Source organism: Streptomyces sp. NPDC056061, from assembly GCF_042266885.1.
GTDB lineage: Bacteria > Actinomycetota > Actinomycetes > Streptomycetales > Streptomycetaceae > Streptomyces.
In genome coordinates this window covers 1-16,315 of the sequence record NZ_JBHJWQ010000034.1, presented here as the reverse complement: position 1 = coordinate 16,315, position 16,315 = coordinate 1, and the positions used below count along the sequence as shown (strand labels likewise).

Below are 16,315 nucleotides of genomic sequence, written 5' to 3'. Positions count from 1 at the left end.
ACCTTGCCTTCGGGGCGCACCGTCACTGGGCTTGCGTGGTCAACAGGGACCGGACCTTGGCGGCAAAGCGGTCCAGTCGGCGTTCCTGGAAGATCATCCGAAGGGTGACTTCGGGCGTGTGGCGGGCCCGGATACGGGTGATGACCCGGGCTGCCGACAGGGAATTGCCGCCGATGGTGAAGAAGTCATCGGTAAGGGCGACAGGCTTGCCCAGGACCTCCTGCCAGACCGCCTGGATGTCGGCGGTGACCGGGTCGGCCGGGCCGGGGCCCGGAAGAGTGGTCCGCCCGGCCGTACGGCGGGACCGCAGGGCGCTGCGGTCCAGTTTGCCGCTGACCGTGCGTGGCAGCGCGGCGAGGATCTCCACGGAGACGGGGACCTGGTAGGAGGGCAGACGCGCGGCCAGGTAGGAGCTGAGCTGCTCATCGGAGACGGTGGCCGGTGCCGGGCGGTCGGCAGCGGCGGTCGGTGCGGCCGCCGGGCGTGCGTCGGCGCGGCGGGCATAGAGGTAGTGCATCGGGGAGCCGGCGAGCATCTGGTCCTGCTTGGTGGTGACCAGGTAGCCCCGCTCGGTCAGATGGGCGGCCATCTGCCGCAGACGGCCGTCGATGTCGTGGACCTCGACGACGATCTGTTTGATCCGGTCCCAGTGGTCCTCACGGATGCCGTTGAGGAGTTCGGTCTCCGATTTCTGGACGTCGACCTTGAGCAGATCCACCGTCTCGATCCCCTCGACGTCCAGCACGTCGGACAGACGTGACAACTCGCACGGCAGGACCTGCTGGACCAGTTTGGCGTCGGCCAGGTCGGTGGTGAATTCCTGCAGTTCCTCACTGCGGGGAACAGCATCGTGGGCGAGCTGGTAGGAGATGATGTTGACCAGGTGGGCGCGTTCCTCGCCGGTGTCGGCGTGGAGGGACGTCAGCCCCGAGCTGTGCGGGTAGAAGGTGAGTGTGGCCGGCCCGGGCCGCTCGCTCAGCCCCTGGACACGTACGTGGACGTTGTCGCAGCCGTTGGCCAGCACATTGGCCTGCAAGGCGGCGGCGGTCGGCGCGGCGGGTTCGAAGGCGTAGACGCGGGCGGTGGGATAGCGGGTGGCCACGCTCAGCGTGAACAAGCCGATGTTGGCGCCGGCGTCGATGATGCAGGCGTTCTCCGGCACGGTGATGCCGTGCTGCCGATAGACCTCGGCGTCGAAGATCTCGGCATAGAGGAAGTCCGTCTCGCGCGGGTTGAGGTCCACGACGCGCAGCCCGTTGGGCAGCGTGCGCAGCCGGTCGGCCACCGCCGCATCCAGAACACCGGGCCGCAGACGGACGAAGGCGCGCAGCACGGCGCCGGATGCGTCGGTACCGGTATCGACGACGGCGGCCTCGGCAACCGCCTCATGGCCGACCAGAGTGTGCTCGATTTCGGCGAGGCTGGTGCGCTGCCCACGGACTTTGACCATGCGGTCGCGCCGGCTGACAAAAGCGATGGTCCCCTCAGCGGTGCGCCGCCCCAGGTCACCGGTGTGGTAGCCGCGCAGCGTGCCGCCGCTCCGGTGCGGGCCTGATGCTGCGAAGTGCTCGGCGGTCAAGGCAGCATCCCCGCGGTAGCCACGGGCCACCCCGGGGCCGTACAAGACGATCTCCCCCGTGGCACCGTCGGCGGGGACACGCTGACGGTCGTCGAGCAGGCACAGCTCGGTACCGGGCAGCGGGCGCCCGATCGGGACGACAGTGCCCAGGGAAGCTGTCGGGTCGATCGGTTGCAGGCAGACAATGCCTGCCGTTTCGGTCTGCCCGTACATGTTGTACAGGCGGGCCCTGGGCCGGGCCGGGCTACGAAGCCAGGCGCGTACCAGCGCACTGGGCAGAGGTTCGCTCGCGAGCAGCAGAAGCCGCAGTTGCTCGACGGCCTCCTGAGACGCTGGGAGGTGTTCCAGCGCCTCGGTGAGCACGGCCAGGACCGAGGGGATGGTGTCCAACACTGTGACACCGCTGGCGTGCATGCGGCGAAGCAACTCGCGGGGGTCCGTGCGTTCCGTGCCGGTGGCGATCACGCAGCGAGCTCCGACGGAGAGGGGCAGCATCAGTTGGCGAACCGACGAGGAGAACGCGAAGGAGGCGAGGTGAAGGTAAACGTCGTCGGCAGTGATGCCGCCCAAGGCCTCGTTGAGGCAGGTGAGGTTGTGGTGCACGCTGGCGTGCGTGATTTCGACCAGCTTCAGGTCCCCGGTGGAACCCGAGGTCGGCATGACGTACGCCAGCTCACCGCTGATGGCCTGGGGACGCCGGGGTGCGGTGAGCTCAAAGCACGAGGCGGCTGTCAGCACCGGCAGGCCACTGTCGACCAGGTCGGCTTCGTCGTCGGCTAGGAGAACGTCGGCATGGGCCCGCCCGAGGATCTGCCGGTTCCGGGCGGCAGGGTGGCCCATCTCCAGGGGCAGGTAGGCGCAGCCAGCCTTCAGGATGCCCAGGAGCAGAGCGACCGTTTGCGGACTGCGATGCGCGGGCAGGGCCACTAGGTTGCCGGGCCGGGTGCCGTGCTCGTACAGGCGGTCGGCGACGCGCTGCGCCATGTGCTCCAGTGTCTGGTAGGACCAGGTGGCGCCGCGGCATTCCAGGGCGATGGCATCGGGGCTGGTACGGGCCCAGCGCTCGATCCATGCACCGATCGTGTTGGTGGGGGCGTGTTCACGCATAGGTAACCCTTTCCACGTCGGTCAGGCGTATGGGCTGTCCCATGGCCACGAGTACTTCGCGGGCACCCGTGAAGGGTGCGCGCCCGTGGGCGGTGAGCATGTTGTCCAGCACCATGACGTCGCCGGGCCGCCAGTCGAACTGCACACGCTCGGACTGGTATGCCTCACGGATGGCGGTGAGCACCGTGGCGCCGATCTCCTGCCCGTCGGGCCGCAGGGCGTTCATCGGCAAGGCGTCGCCGAACAGTTCGCGCAGCATCGCCTCATCGTCGGTGCCCGAGTTCGAGGGGTGCCACTGGTGGGCCTGGTTGAACCACACAGCCTCGCCGGTCAGGGGATGCAGCAGGGCAGTCGGCCGGACCTGGCTGGTGCGCAGCGTGCCGTCGGCCAGCCACTGATGTCCGATACCGGCGGTGGCGCAGTAGGTGGCTACGGCCGCCTTGTCGTCGGTGGCGAACACTGTGGTCCAGGCCTGGCCGGCTCCGGTGCCGTCATGCAGGTGCCGCACGTAGCGCACTTCGTCGGGCAGCATCCCGGGCAGCCGGGTGGCCAGGCGGGCGAAAACTTTGCGGCTGTCGGCGATGGGGGTCTGGCCCCCGTGCGCGGCCGGGGTTCTGCAGTAGAACGCCACCCGTCCGGGCCACTGGTGGCTGTAGGATAGCTCGTTGTGCAGCGAGACCGTCAGGTCGGGGGCGTATTCGGTTGAGGTGTACAAGCCGTCGCCCAGCGGGATGCGTGGGGACGCGCCCTCGACGTACTGCATCAAAGTGCCCAACGGGTGCTGGATCGCGTCGTGGAACTCTGCGGCGTCGCGGACTCCGAAGCCTCTCAGCACGATGGCGCCGGTGGTCGCCAGCAGGTGGTCGACCTGCTCGGCGTGGCGCACCAGCCACGACGCCAGGCCGCTGCCGGCGGGCGGCCGTTGCAGGACGGCGGGAAACTCCATGTTCTGCCTCCTGTCGAAAGCTGCACGGCACGCGGTGCGTGCGCGCCGCTGCGGGCGTACTTCAGGTCGTCAGGCGTAGGACGGAGCTCAGCAGGACGCGCGCCCCGGCGAGGAGGTCACCGACGGCGGTGTCCTCCTGCGGTACGTGGCTGGCGCCGCCGATACTGGGAACGAAGATCATGCCGATGGGGGTGACAGCAGCCATGATCTGTGCGTCATGGCCGGCGCCGCTCGACAGCGTGGTGTGCGCAAGGCCCAAGGCGTCGGCGCTTTCGGTGATAGCTGCCTGATAGGACGGGGCGGTGGCGGCGGGACGAGTGGCGATGATCTGCTCGCACCGGGCCTGGACGCCCAGCCGGTCGGCCAGGGTCTGCGCTTCGTCACACACATCCCTGTGCGCTTGCCGCAGTCGATCCACGTCAGCGTCCCGCAGGTCGACGGTCAGCCGGGCGGTGCCGGCTATGGTGTTGGCCGAGTTCGGCAAAACTTCCAGGTGCCCGACGGTGGCGACCTGGCAGCGGCCTTCGCGAGGCAGTTGCCGAACGGCCAGGATCAGATGCGCGGCGGCGACCAGGGCGTCGGCCCGGCCCTCCATGGGCATGGTGCCGGCGTGGGCGGCTGTTCCGTGCAGGTCGACCTGGAGGACGAAACGGCCGTTGATGGCGTCGACGACACCGATCGGCGTGCCGCTGTTCTCCAGGACCGGGCCCTGCTCTATGTGCAGTTCCAGGTACCCCAGCAACGCGTCGGGCTTCCAGGCGGCCGAGACCAGGTCGTTGATGTCTCCGCCGGTGCGGGCCAGTGCGCTGGCGAGCGGGTTGCCCTGGTAGTCGACCGGCTGTGCGGGCAGGGCGTCGCGCTGGCCGGATAGGACCATCGACCCCCAAAACGGCTGGGGGAAGTCGGCGCCTTCCTCGTTGGCGAAGGCAACGACTGTCAGATCGAAACCCAGATCGACATCGTGTTCAGCGATGGTGGCCAGGACCTCAAGAGCGGACAGCACGCCGTAGGCGCCATCGAGCCAGCCGCCGTTGTAGACGGTGTCCAGGTGAGAGCCCATCAACAACGTGCGTCGCTTCTGCTGAGCCTGGGACGTGGGCCGACGGATCAGAAGGTTGCCGCCTGCGTCGATTGCAGTGCACAGGTTGTGCTGCTCAGCCGCCTTTTGCACGTACCGGTTGGCCTGGGCGGTGGCGTCACCGAAGCCGGGCCGGCTGATGCCGCCCGCAGGATCGCGGCCGATGGTGGCCAGTGTGCGCAGTCGGTGCAGCAGACGCTCGCCGTCGATGTCCAAAGGGGCGCTCCGGCCCCGGCCGGCCGTCATCGGGTGACTTCCCCCAACGTCGTGGAAGGGATAGGAGGACGTGGCGCCCGGCCCGTGCGCGTGCCGGAGGTGGAGGGACGCGCAGCCTCTCGGCTCAGCTGCTCGCACAGCTCGCCGAATGTCCGGGCCGAAGCGACCAGGCGAAAGGCGCGTGTCCGCTGAAGACCGGTCGTTTCTGCCAGTTGCACGGCGAGCTGGACCTCGCCGGCGAGCTGGTGGTCCGCCCTGGTGATCGGATCGTCCAGGGCAGGCTTCCCAGTGCCGAAGACCGCATTCCAGATGCGTCGGACAGCCTGTCCCTGCGGGCCCCGGACGGCGGCTTGCTGCCGGGCCCGGTGGCTTTGGTGACGTCCGGGCGCCGGCAGAGCAGGCCGGTCGACCTTGCCGTTGGCGTTGAGTGGTACGGCGTCGATGGGCACCAGGAAACTGGGAATGAGATATTCGGGCAGGCGACTGCCGAGGTACGTACGGATCTCCTCAGGGCCCACGGCGTGCTCGGCAACGTAGTAGCCGACCAGGGACAGGGTCTCGCGTGTGGTGCCCGTGGGGCTGACCACCGCCTCACTGATGGACGGGTGCTCGGCCAAGGCGGCTTCCACCTCGGCGGGCTCCACGCGGTAGCCGCGGATCTTCAGCTGGCTGTCGATCCGGCCCAGGAAGTCCAGGACACCACCGGGCAGCCACCGCCCGATATCGCCGGTGCGATACATCCGGGCACCGGGTCGCTCGCTGAACGGATCGGTGACGAAGCGCTCTTCCGTCAGATCCGGACGGTTGATGTAGCCGCGCACCACGCAGTCCCCGCCGATGTACAGCTCGCCCGGCACCCCGACAGGCAGCGGCGCAAGCATGTCGTCCAGGACGTACATGGTGGTGTTGGGAATGGGACGACCGATGGGCACGAGGTCGCCGCTTTCCGTGTCGTCGATGAAATGCACACAGTTGCCCACCGAGGCCTCGGTGGGCCCGTACTCATTCAGCACGGGAGTACGCGGGTCGATGCGGCGCCAGTGACGCAGAGTGCGCACGGAGAACGCGTCGGCGCCGACTGCCAGTGTGCCGGCCAGGCTCTGCGCCTGCTCGGGCGAGAGCAGTTCGCTGAGCATCTCCAACTGGCCCGGGGTCAGCTTGAGAAAACTGAACGGAGCCAGGCCCCGCAGCCGCTCGGCAACGGCGAACATGTTGAGGCGTTCGTCGAGGATGCACACGCGCTGACCGGTGACCAAGGGCGTGTAGATGTTGGGTACCACCATGTCGAAGGCCACCGATGAGAACACCGCGGTCCCGCCGCTCCCATGGCGGGCGTAGGCCTCCGCGCACCACCCCAGGTAGTTGGCAATGCCTCGGTGGGGGACTGCCACGCCCTTCGGCCTGCCGGTGGAGCCTGATGTGTAGATGACGTACATCAAGTCCTCGGTGGAACATGTACCGGGCACATCGTGGTCAGGGAACTGCCTGTCGGGCAGTTGGTCGGTGTTCCACACCGACCAACTCCCGCAGGGCAGTGCGTCGGCGTAGGTGCTGTCGCTCAGCACCAAGTGGGTGCCGGCATCCTTGAGCATGTAGGCGGTGCGCTCGGCCGGCTGCTGCGGATCCAGCGGCAGATAGGCAGCACCGGCCTTCAGCACGGCCAGGAAGCCGGTCAACAAGGAGGCGCTGCGCTTGGCATAGACACCCACGACGGACCCGGTGCTGACGCGGGCGGCACGCAGCCGGTGTGCCAGGCGGTTGGCGTCGGCGTTGAGTTCGCGGTAGGTCAGGGTGCGTTCGGCATCGACCACAGCGGTCGCGTATGGCGTCTTGCGGACCTGCTGTTCGATCAGTTCGTGGACGCACTGTTCCACCGGATAGCGGCGCTCAGGCCCGTTCCACTGGTGCAGTGTCAGCTGCCGCTGCCGGTCCGTGAGCGGTGTAAAGAAGTGATGCGGCTCGTGCTGGGCCGCACAGTGGGACAGTACCTCCAAGTGGATCCGCAGGATTTCGCGCAGTTGGGCAGTGGTGAGACCTGGGCCGGCGGTCAGTCGCAGCAGCATCCTTCCGCTGAAGGGGCCGCGGAAGACCTCGGCAAGGAAGCTTCCCTCGAACGGTGTGCGGGACTCTCCAGCGCAGTCTTCGTGACCGGCCAACGGGGCAAGGGTGCCGGCCGCCCCGTCGAGCAGGTCGGCCTCGATGGCGGTCTCGCTGTAGGAGAAGGTGGAATCCAGTAGCCGATCGGTCCGCAGGGCGTTGTGCAACAGCGCCGGCGGCAGGTGAAGGTACGACTGTGCCGCTGCTGTCTCGGCCGCTACCTGGCCGATCAGTGTGTCCCACGAGTTGGCCGGCAGGCGCAGGCGCATGGCGACGACGTTGGTGAGCTGGTCCAGCGGCCTGGGGCCCGGAGCCTGCCAGCAGGGAGTCTCCACGCCTACGGTCACATCCGTGCGTCCGGTGCCCGCGCCCACGGCCTTGGCGTGGGCCGTGAGGACGACTTGCTTGAGCGGGATCCCAAGGTGCTGCGCCAGTGACGCCAGTCGGTGCGCCAGGCCTTCCTCGACAAAGGCCTGACAGATCAGCGGGCCCGCGTCCGCGACGGGGCCGAAGGAGCTCTCCGGCTCGGTGATCCAGAAGCTGGGAGGACTGGGGGAAAAGCCGGTGAAGGCGGCGGCCCGCGCCGCCAGCTGTGCCGCCGTGGGGTCGGGCAGCGGATCGGCCGGCGCTGAGACCGGACCGGAACCGGGCGGCGGTGCGATGAGCAGGTAGCGGCGGAGCACATCGGCGAACCAGGCGTGATGGCTCCAGCGGTCGAGCAGAGCCGGATGGCTGAGCAGTGAGAGCCGGAACACCTCTTCGCCCACCCGGTGGGCGAAGACCTGCGCCAGCGCACTGCCGTCGATATCGGTGTCGGCGGTCCCGGCTGCCAGCGCGTCAGCGATCAGGTGTTGCTGGCGCGCGGTGCTGTACTGGCGCAGATCATGGTGGTGCAAGGGCAGGCCGGCGCTGGAACGAACCACCTGACGCGGGGTGCCACCAGGGGCCAGGTCGAATACGGCACTGATTGCGGGGTGGTCACGGGCCACCGCCTCGACGGCGGCGCTCAGGCGCGGTGGGTTCCACGGCAGGTGACAGGAGAGGGTGCTGCTCGCCCAGCGGACGGGAGCGGTGTCATTGGCCTGCTCGCGGCGGATCAACGCCAGTTGCAGCTGGGACAGCGGCCGCCGGCTCTCGGCTACGTGGGTCACTTGAACTCCTGTTCCCTCGGGGCCGGGCAAACAGGGACCAGACGCATGGGCAGACAGTCATAGCCCCAGGTGCGGCGGGAGCGGGAGCGACGTGGCGGGCCTGCCGGCTCCAGGCGGGCCACACAAGCCAGCATCTCCTGCATCAGCACCCGGAGTTCCTGGCGGGCGAGCCAGGCTCCCAGGCAGAAGTGACTGCCCATGCCGAAGCTCAGGTGCCGGTTCGGCTCCCGGGCGATGTCGAAAGCATCCGCATGAGGGAAGACTTCCTCATCGCGGTTGACGATGGGATGCCACACGGTCACCTGTTCGCCGGCGCGTACCGTGGTCGTGCCGATCGTGATGTCACGGGTGGCGGTACGCATGACGTTCAGACTCGGCGCCGACCACCGCAGGACTTCTTCGACCGCTGTGTCCAGCAGCCCGTCATCGGCACGCAGGCGCTCCCATTGGTCAGGGTGGTTGCTGAAGGCGGCGGCGCAGCCGGCGACGGCCTGGCGGGTGGTCTCCTGGCCCCCGGCGAGCAGCAGGTGGACATTGAAGAGGATCTCCTCGGTGCTCAGTCGCGTGTGCCTGCCGGTCGCCGGTGCGGCCAGAGCACTGATCAGGTCATCCGCGTGGGCCGTATCGCGGCGTGGGTGCAACAGGTCGGCGAAGTAGGCGAACAGCTGGGCATTCGCCTCTTGGGCGCTCATGGCTGGTGCCGTGCCGACGGGTGGCTCGTCGAAGGCCAGGGACGTCCAGCGGGCGACATCTGGTCGGTCACGGGCGGGCACGCCCAGCAGCGCGCCGATGACCGTCATCGTCAGCTGCCCGGCGATCTCCGTGACGAAGTCGACCGCCTGCTCGCCGGTGTGGCGGGTGAGTGCCTCGCGGGCGGTCGAGCGCATCTCGGGCAGCAGCCGCTGCAGGGCTGCGGGGGACAGATGACGGCTCATGAGTGCTTTGATGCGTTGGTGTTCGCCCGTGTCGGCGAGGACGAGCATCTTGCCGGCGGCGGGAAGGCGGGTGTCTTCCAACTGGCCGACCTGGATCCCCTGCCGGGAGGTGAACGACTTGGGGTTGCGGTAGACCGTGACTGCGTCCGCGTAGCGGGTCAGTGCCCAGAAACCGGTGGTGGACGCGGCGTTCCAGTACACCGGACGCGCACGCTGCAGAGAGCGCAGTGCCTCCAACCCGCCGTCGGCGGTGGCGTACAGGTCTGGGTCGGCGAGGTTGATGTCCATCTGCGTTCACCCTGCCGCGTGCGGATCGTATTGCGGCAACGGCAGCGCCAGGGGGCGCGGGGTATCCACGTGGGCCCAGCGCAGCAGGCGACGGCGGCGGAGCAGCAGGGCGCGGTCGAGGGCCGTCTCCTCGTCACACCCGATGGATGCGGCGATATTCCGCAGGGTGCTGGTTCCGCTGCAGTGTTGCAGCAGCGTGCGATCCTCCGCGGTGAGGAGGTCCGGACCGTCGGGACTCTCGTGCAGCGGGCACAGAGCGGCCAGGTCCGGCGCGGGGATCTCGTGCCGGCCGATGAAGAGGCGGTCCAAGCGGGAACCGAACAGACAGTCGAGGGCTTCGCGCCAGTCCTCGACGATGGGCTTGCCACGGACGTTGAAGCTGGTGTTGAGGACCATGGGCAGACCTGTTTGCTCCTCGAACGCTTCGATCAGCGCACGGAACGGGCCAGGCAGATGGGAATCCACGGTCTGCAGTCGGCAGGTGCCGTCGGTGTGGACCACCTCGGGCACCGCGTCGGCCTGCTCGGGCCTCACGGGGCAGACCAGCAGCATGAATGGGCTGTCCCCTGTGGGCAGATCGAACCATTTCTCGGCGTGTTCGGCCAGCACGGAGGCGGCAAAGGGCCGGAATGCCTCTCGGAACTTCACGCGGGCGTTGAGGCGGTCCTTCATCCCCTTGCGGCCCGGGTGGCACAGAATCGAACGAGCGCCCAGGGAACGGGGTCCGAACTCGGCACGGTCCTGGAACCAGCCGATGATCTCGCCGCGGGCGATGGCCTCGGCGGCGGCCCTGGCCGCAGTGCGAGGCGAGGAATGACCGACTGCGGTCAGTCCCAGGGCGCTGGCGCGCTCGGTGATCTCCTGGGCAGGTGTACTGCTCAGCCGGGCTGGGCCGAGAAAGGCATGGCGCAGTTCGCGCGTGCCTGCGTGCGGTCGGTTTTGATCAGCCAGTAGCACATGGTGGGCGTACAGGGCCGCACCGGCGGCGTTGCCGTCATCGGTCGCGGCCGGGAAGATGTACAGCCGGTCAAGTCCGCATTCTCGAGCGATGCGCGCGTTGAGCATGGAATTGAGGAAGCACCCGCCGGACAGCACCAGGTGGCGGCTGCCGGAGGCTGCCATCGTGCGGCCGACCAGGTGCAGGCAGGCGGTTTCGAACTCCGCCTGGATCTGTGCCGCCAAGTCGCGGTGAAACTGTTCCAAAGGCGCCCCGGCCGGCCGGGGCCTCAACTGCAGCCCTTCATGGCGCGGCACCGCCAGTCCCAACTCTACCAGCGCGTCAGCGGCTCCGTCGAACGACAGATCAGAGCCGTCGGTGTGGATGAAAAGGCTCTGCCGCGACAGGCGGTGTCCGTACGAGGCCAGGCCCATGGTCTTTCCGGCGTCGTCATAAGTCGAGCCGGGCTCGGCGAACCCGAGAGCAAGGGTGACCACCCGGTATACTTCGCCGACGCCACTGAGTTCCCGCGGAATCCACAGCGCACCTTTCCGCGCCCGGCCAGCAATTCGGTCCTCATTGCGCAGCGTGCGCCACAGCATCGCGGGGGCGCGGCCGGAGGTGAAGACGAAGGCGCTTTCGCGTTCGCGCTGTTCACCGATCCGAGCCCCGTACGCATCGATCACCAGGGCCGCAGCCTCCGGGAGCCCGCTGGTGTAGAAAGCGGCACTGGCATGGGCCAGGTGGTGCCCGGGGTGCGGAAGCACCAGACGTCGCTCGGGCGCTGCCAGAAGGCCCAGCGTGTCGGTCAGACGGTCTTCGTCGTACTGATCCCGGGACTCGGTAGAGGTGGCGATCCAATAGTCGATGTCGGCGGGAGCCAGGCCGACGCCTGCGAGCAGATCACGGGTGAGTGCGGCCATGGCGGCCGCATAGGCATGCATGGGGACCACGCCACGCTTGACACCGGTTATGCGTTCCAGCGCGAGAGCGGTGACGAGGTGTCCGTTTTCCACGAGGCAGGCACTGCTGTCGTGACTGAGGTTGAAGCCCACAATGCGCAGTGGCATGTTCGTCCTTACGGGTAGACGAATACGGTGTCCGAGCCGACCGCGCTGCACCACGCGTACATGCAGGGCGGTTCCGCACTGAGAGACGACAGTCGACGGGCTGGAGTACAGGAGCCGGAAACCGCCTGGCGGTCGGCAGCGCGCTACAGCGAGACGAACGACTCATACACGGCGGCGGGGACAGAGAATCGGTATCCGTCCGCCGGTTCACAGAGTGCGGCGCAGCACCTCGCGGCCAGGAATATTGGCGCGATGGCAGAAGGCTTTTGCTGAATTGAATTCCTCTGCATCGCCTGAAGTGCGCTGCATGTGATGCCGCTGCATCTAACGCTGCGCAGAAATGGGATCATTCTCGCATGCGAACCACCTTCCGGCGGTCGAAAGGGAGCCTGAACGTATATGCTGGTGGCGACTATTGGCATTGCTTGTACGTGCAATCATGCTATGGCTTCCTTTCTTGGACGCGCAAGGATGCTCAACGGTCAGGTGTCAGGAAGACGTAGCTTCAAGCCAGGCGCAGGTCACTCATCGGCATGCCGTGGCGCCTATCGAATTTTGGTAGGGCTGACGTCGCCCTATAAAGATCCATTGCTTGCTTTCTGCTGGTCGTCAAAGTCTCGCGTCGGCTGTCGGGCCAGTCCCTTCCTGTAGCAAAGACCACGAGTCGGCGACCCGTTATCGCGACGAGACCAAGAAGAGACTGGCGTAAACGGACCCCAAGTGTGGTGTGCGCCGGTTGGCAGGGTTGCCGGAGTGCGGGCGAGGATGCGAACCCGCCGCGCGAGCGGCCCAGGGCCTCACTTCCCGCACCACCTCCGCCAGGCGGGCGACGAGGCTCTGCCACGGCGTCTCGTCCTGGTGTTCTGGCGGTTCGGCCCCCTTTGAACCAGGGGCAGGCGGCGGATCGGTCCGGGCGCCGGCCGCGTGCTGATGCGCCCGGACGATGGTGAAGTCGACCGAGACGTCCCAGTCGATCTCACCAGCGGTGTCGGCCGCGGCCGGCCTCGCCCGTGGGCCATGTCCATGGCGTCGACGACGAGTTCGGCGCGGTGGTGGTCTGCCATGGCGTAGCCGACGACCTCGCGGGTGGCCAGGTCCAGCCAGCAGGCGAGGTAGAGCAGCCTTCGGCGGTGGGCAGGCAGGTGATGTCGCCGACCAGCCCGGTCCCGGGCCGCTCGGCGTGGAAGTCGCGGCCGATCAGGTCCGGGGCCGGCTTCGCCTTCGCGTCCGGCCGGGTCAGCGAACGCCTCTTGCGCCGGGTGACACCGCGGATGCCGCGCTCACGCATCACACGGGCGACGCGCTTGCGGTTCACCCGCCGGCCCAGGCGGCGCAGTTCGGCGTGGATGCGCGGGACACCGTAGGTGTGTCGGGAGGCGATGTGCACCACGGTGATCTCGTGCACGAGCGCGTCGTCGGCGGCCTGCCGGGCATGGCGGGCGGCCTCGCCCTCGCGCCAAGCGCAGTAGGAGGAGCGGGCGACTTTCAGCACCCGGCACAACAGAACGATCGGGTAGTTCGCCTTCTCCGCATGGATCAACCGGTACAGCTCACTCACCGGTCGTTCTCCTTCACGAAGAAGGCGGTCGCTTTTTTCAGGATCTCGATCGTCTGCTGCTGTTCACGGACCTCCTTGCGCAGCCGCTTGAGCTCCTCGCGCTCGGCGCTGGTCAGCTCACCGGACTCGCCCTCGCCCCGGTCCGCCTTCGCCCGGCGGTACCAGCCGCGCAGGGATTCCGAGCTGATCCCGAGCTCCCGGGCGACGGCGGTGACCGTCTTGCCCGAGGAATCGACGAGCGCAATCGCGTCCCGCTTGAACTCCTCGGTGTACCGCTTCGTGTACTTGCTTCCCACCTGGTGCTACTTCCTCTGGAACCTCAAGATCCCAGTCTCCAGGTGTCCACGATCAAGGGGAAGCTTCACCGAACTCAAAAGGCGCCTCACCAAGAAGACCCAGGAATGCACGCTCCTGGAGAAAAAGCTCAAGGCTGCCCAGACTGCCATCGCAGCGCTGTACCACGACAACCAAGCCCTGCGAAAGCAGCTCAACAAACACGTCTCAGCTTCTGTGACGCCCATCCGCCCCCGAGGGCCCCGCAGGCCTCGTTAGGGATTTCCCTTGCATCTCCATGTCTCGCTCTCTACACACCCGAGCCCGGTGTCATACCAGTGCAGTAGTTTCAAGGCGTGACTGAAACGACGACCGCAGGGCTTAATGAGCCACAGGCTGGCAAGGGCACAGACTTATGGCGACTCACCGCAAAATCCCTTGACTCCTGTCTGCAGACCGCAGGCCGCTCCTTCGAAGAGGGAGAACTGGCCTACCTGGCGCTCACCTCGCAGATTGAGCATCCGGTCCGCGACCGTGTGGCTTACGCAATGCACCGGCGACTCGAAGGGACACGGCTGGACGTGGGCCGCGAGTGGACCGGGCTGGTCACGATGGGCAAGAACGGAGAGCTCGCCAAGCGGAGTGTGGACCTGGCAGTGGTTGAAAAGCCGAGCCGCCGCAGTTCTCGGATTCCAGAACTACACGGAGTGGTGGAGTTCAAGGCCTTCTACGCCCACGATGCACACAAGCCTCACCAGTTCAAACACATCGACCGTCAGGTGCGGGACGACGTCGAGAAGTCCGTTGCGTGGTGGTCCAGTATGGGTGAGGTGTTCGCTGTGGTGCTGCTGCCTGAGTTGCGCGTCGCCAACAAACGGCATATCCCGCACCAGATCATGAGGAAGATCGAAGGCAAGATTGTGCGCTACGACTTACTGCGCGACTTACTGATCGTTTCAGAATGAGTTGAGTCGTAAGTCTTGTGCCCGGTGATCTTCGTGGGCAGGGTGTCCGCGTGCGTGCTGATCTTGTTCCGGATGACCTGTGGGAGCGTGTAGCTCCGCTGCTGCCACCTGTTCCTGCGCGGCGCCGCCGCTACCCCGGGCGACTGCGCGTTCCCGACCGGGCGGCACTCGCCGGGATCATGTACGTACTGCGGACCGGAGTCGCATGGCGTGATGTCCCGGCCGAAACGGTGGGCTGTTCAGGGGTGACGGCCTGGCGTCGCCTTCGGGACTGGACCGAGGCCGGCGTCTGGCCACGCCTGCACGCGGCCTTGCTGGCCGAGCTGCGCCGCGCCGACCTTCTGGACGTAGATCACTGCGCTGTTGACGGCTCGCATGTCCGGGCCCTCAAAGGGGGGATCACGTGGGCCCCTCGCCGGTCGACCGCGCCCGTCCTGGTTCCAAGCACCACCTGATAGTTGACCGGCACGGAACCCCGCTCGCCGTCACCCTCACCGGCGGCAACCGCCATGACGTCACCCAACTCCTGCCGCTGCTCGATGCGGTTCCGCCGATCCGGGGGCTGCGAGGGCGACCCCGCCGTAAGCCGCGGCACTTGTATGCCGACCGGGGCTACGACTTCGACAAGTACCGCCGCCTGCTGTGGAAGCGCGGCATCAGACCGATGATCGCCCAACGTGGCGTGGCCCACGGCTCGGGGCTCGGCAAGGTCCGTTGGGTGGTAGAGCGGGCTTTCGCTTGGCTGCACCAGTTCAAACGGCTCCGGATCCGCTACGAACGACGCGCCGACCTCCATCAGGGCCTGCTCGAACTGGCCTGCAGCCTCATCTGCCTCCGTCGCCTGCGCACCGTACGGTGAAACGAGTGGTCAGACAAGGATAACCGGATTGGTGAGTGCGGCGACGTCCCCGTTGGGATGGCGGACCTCGATGCGGACGAACGTTGACTCCTCCGCCGTCGTGTCCCACGCCACCACACCTGCCCCGTTGCCGGGGAGAGATGCCCGGTGAACCTTTCCTCGATCGGTGTGGAAGCTGACAGTCCCCACCGGCATGCCTCGCACTGCTGCATGCACTTCGACCTGCCCACCATAAGTTGTGAGCTGTTCTCCCACCCCGGCAACGTGACCATCTGCATTGGCAGTGAACGTCACGTCCACGTCCGCCGACTCGGCGATCCAACTGCGGCCGGCACGGATTCCGGCCAGGATCGCCTCGGTGTTCAGCTCCTCGGCGAAGACCACGGTGTGAGGGATGCCGATCTGCCCTTCCAAGTGGGTGTCGCTGTTGCCCATCGCCGGCCGCCACGATCCCGTGTGAATGTCCGCTGCGAGGCTCCGCCCCCACTCCGCCAAGGCGGCCTCGTTGTCAGCGTTCCAAGGTCGGTCCGAAGTCCACAGTCCGTTCCAGACCTCCACCACGTCGAAGCCCCGGAAGGGGAACATGAAGTCGCCCGACGGATAGGGCGCATGCGGGTGTGCGGCCACGCACAGCCCTCCGACTTGATGGACCTGGTCTAGGCACTGATCGATCAACCCGTCCCTGACCTGGTGGTTCCATTCGATGACCTCGCCGGGTTTGATGCCGAGCGCGAGCCAGTGCCCGGTCTTCGTGGTCACTTCCTCACCAAGAACGATCAAGAAGTCATCGGCAGCCAGGTGCCCCCACGCGCCGGATTCCGCAGCTGAGTTGTGCTCCGTCGTCGCCATGAAGTCGAGCCCGGCAGCGCGCCCCCGAACAGCCAACTCTTCAGGAGTGAGTTCCCCGTCCGAGTGAACCGAATGAACATGGCAGTCCCCGCGGTACCAGGCCGCCCCGCGTCCGACCGCCCGCGTCGGCGGGAAGCTCAAGTTCGACAAGGTTCTCCCCCCCAAAGTCCTGTGGAGCCAACGCGCAACCAGAGCTACCAGTTCCGTCGCACCACTGAGCGCCGTCTCAGCCGAGAGGTCAGATCGCATTCTGAAACGATCAGTTAGGCACAATACCGTTCAGTTAGTGAATCGGATGGTGACGTGAGGGCTGTGTTCGGGCTGGGGCCAGTGTGCGTGGTGGGAGCGTTTCGCGGCCCATTTCAGGACCTTGCGTTTGACGACTCGCGGGTGTGAGCGTTTTCGGC

General features: G+C 67.1%; 11 protein-coding genes and 1 pseudogene. 2 read left to right on the top strand and 10 right to left on the bottom strand.

Annotation, left to right across the window (positions count from 1 at the left end):
• Positions 1 to 22 precede the first annotated feature (22 nt).
• From ACFC79_RS32580 to ACFC79_RS32540, 9 genes and pseudogenes are all read right to left on the bottom strand, one after another.
• On the bottom strand, positions 23 to 2,686 hold the full coding sequence (locus tag ACFC79_RS32580; protein WP_376247761.1) for an amino acid adenylation domain-containing protein: 2,664 nt from the start codon (positions 2,684 to 2,686) through the stop codon (positions 23 to 25).
• On the bottom strand, positions 2,679 to 3,632 hold the full coding sequence (locus tag ACFC79_RS32575) for a TauD/TfdA family dioxygenase (protein WP_376247758.1): 954 nt from the start codon (positions 3,630 to 3,632) through the stop codon (positions 2,679 to 2,681). The genes ACFC79_RS32580 and ACFC79_RS32575 overlap by 8 nt, the downstream gene beginning before the upstream one ends.
• A 61-nt stretch (positions 3,633 to 3,693) precedes the next feature.
• Positions 3,694 to 4,926 (bottom strand): Zn-dependent hydrolase, encoded by a 1,233-nt coding sequence (locus ACFC79_RS32570; RefSeq protein WP_376247755.1) that lies wholly within the window; start codon positions 4,924 to 4,926, stop codon positions 3,694 to 3,696.
• A gap of 26 nt (positions 4,927 to 4,952) precedes the next feature.
• Positions 4,953 to 8,174 carry an amino acid adenylation domain-containing protein gene (locus ACFC79_RS32565; RefSeq protein ID WP_376247752.1) on the bottom strand — a complete coding sequence of 1,074 codons (3,222 nt, stop codon included), beginning with the start codon at positions 8,172 to 8,174 and terminating at the stop codon, positions 4,953 to 4,955.
• Positions 8,171 to 9,397 (bottom strand): cytochrome P450, encoded by a 1,227-nt coding sequence (locus ACFC79_RS32560; protein ID WP_376247749.1) that lies wholly within the window; start codon positions 9,395 to 9,397, stop codon positions 8,171 to 8,173. The genes ACFC79_RS32565 and ACFC79_RS32560 overlap by 4 nt, the downstream gene beginning before the upstream one ends.
• Before the next feature lie 6 nt (positions 9,398 to 9,403).
• Positions 9,404 to 11,404, bottom strand: coding sequence for a carbamoyltransferase C-terminal domain-containing protein (locus ACFC79_RS32555; RefSeq protein ID WP_376247748.1), 2,001 nt, complete (start codon positions 11,402 to 11,404; stop codon positions 9,404 to 9,406).
• 748 nt (positions 11,405 to 12,152) lie between these two features.
• A pseudogene (locus tag ACFC79_RS32550) lies at positions 12,153 to 12,403 on the bottom strand (hypothetical protein); the annotation flags it as partial.
• Positions 12,381 to 12,809, bottom strand: coding sequence for an IS3 family transposase (locus ACFC79_RS32545; protein ID WP_376247863.1), 429 nt, complete (start codon positions 12,807 to 12,809; stop codon positions 12,381 to 12,383). The gene ACFC79_RS32545 and the pseudogene ACFC79_RS32550, both read right to left, overlap by 23 nt.
• Positions 12,810 to 12,958: 149 nt before the next feature.
• Complete coding sequence (locus ACFC79_RS32540) at positions 12,959 to 13,258, bottom strand: transposase (RefSeq protein ID WP_099918030.1); 300 nt, start codon at positions 13,256 to 13,258, stop codon at positions 12,959 to 12,961.
• A gap of 333 nt (positions 13,259 to 13,591) precedes the next feature.
• Here ACFC79_RS32540 and ACFC79_RS32535 point away from each other — a divergent pair, with 333 nt between their 5' ends.
• Entirely contained in the window at positions 13,592 to 14,200 is a 609-nt protein-coding gene (locus ACFC79_RS32535; protein ID WP_376247746.1) for a hypothetical protein, read from the top strand.
• 50 nt (positions 14,201 to 14,250) lie between these two features.
• Positions 14,251 to 15,059, top strand: a protein-coding gene (locus ACFC79_RS32530; protein ID WP_376247744.1) for an IS5 family transposase whose coding sequence is annotated in 2 segments (ribosomal slippage) — positions 14,251 to 14,577 and positions 14,580 to 15,059 — 807 coding nt in all. Because the reading frame shifts where the segments join, the coding sequence is not laid out codon by codon here.
• A 9-nt stretch (positions 15,060 to 15,068) separates the two neighbouring features.
• On the opposite strand, the gene ACFC79_RS32525 is transcribed toward ACFC79_RS32530, so the two are convergent.
• Positions 15,069 to 16,049 carry a CehA/McbA family metallohydrolase gene (locus ACFC79_RS32525; RefSeq protein ID WP_376247741.1) on the bottom strand — a complete coding sequence of 327 codons (981 nt, stop codon included), beginning with the start codon at positions 16,047 to 16,049 and terminating at the stop codon, positions 15,069 to 15,071.
• Positions 16,050 to 16,315: the final 266 nt, after the last annotated feature.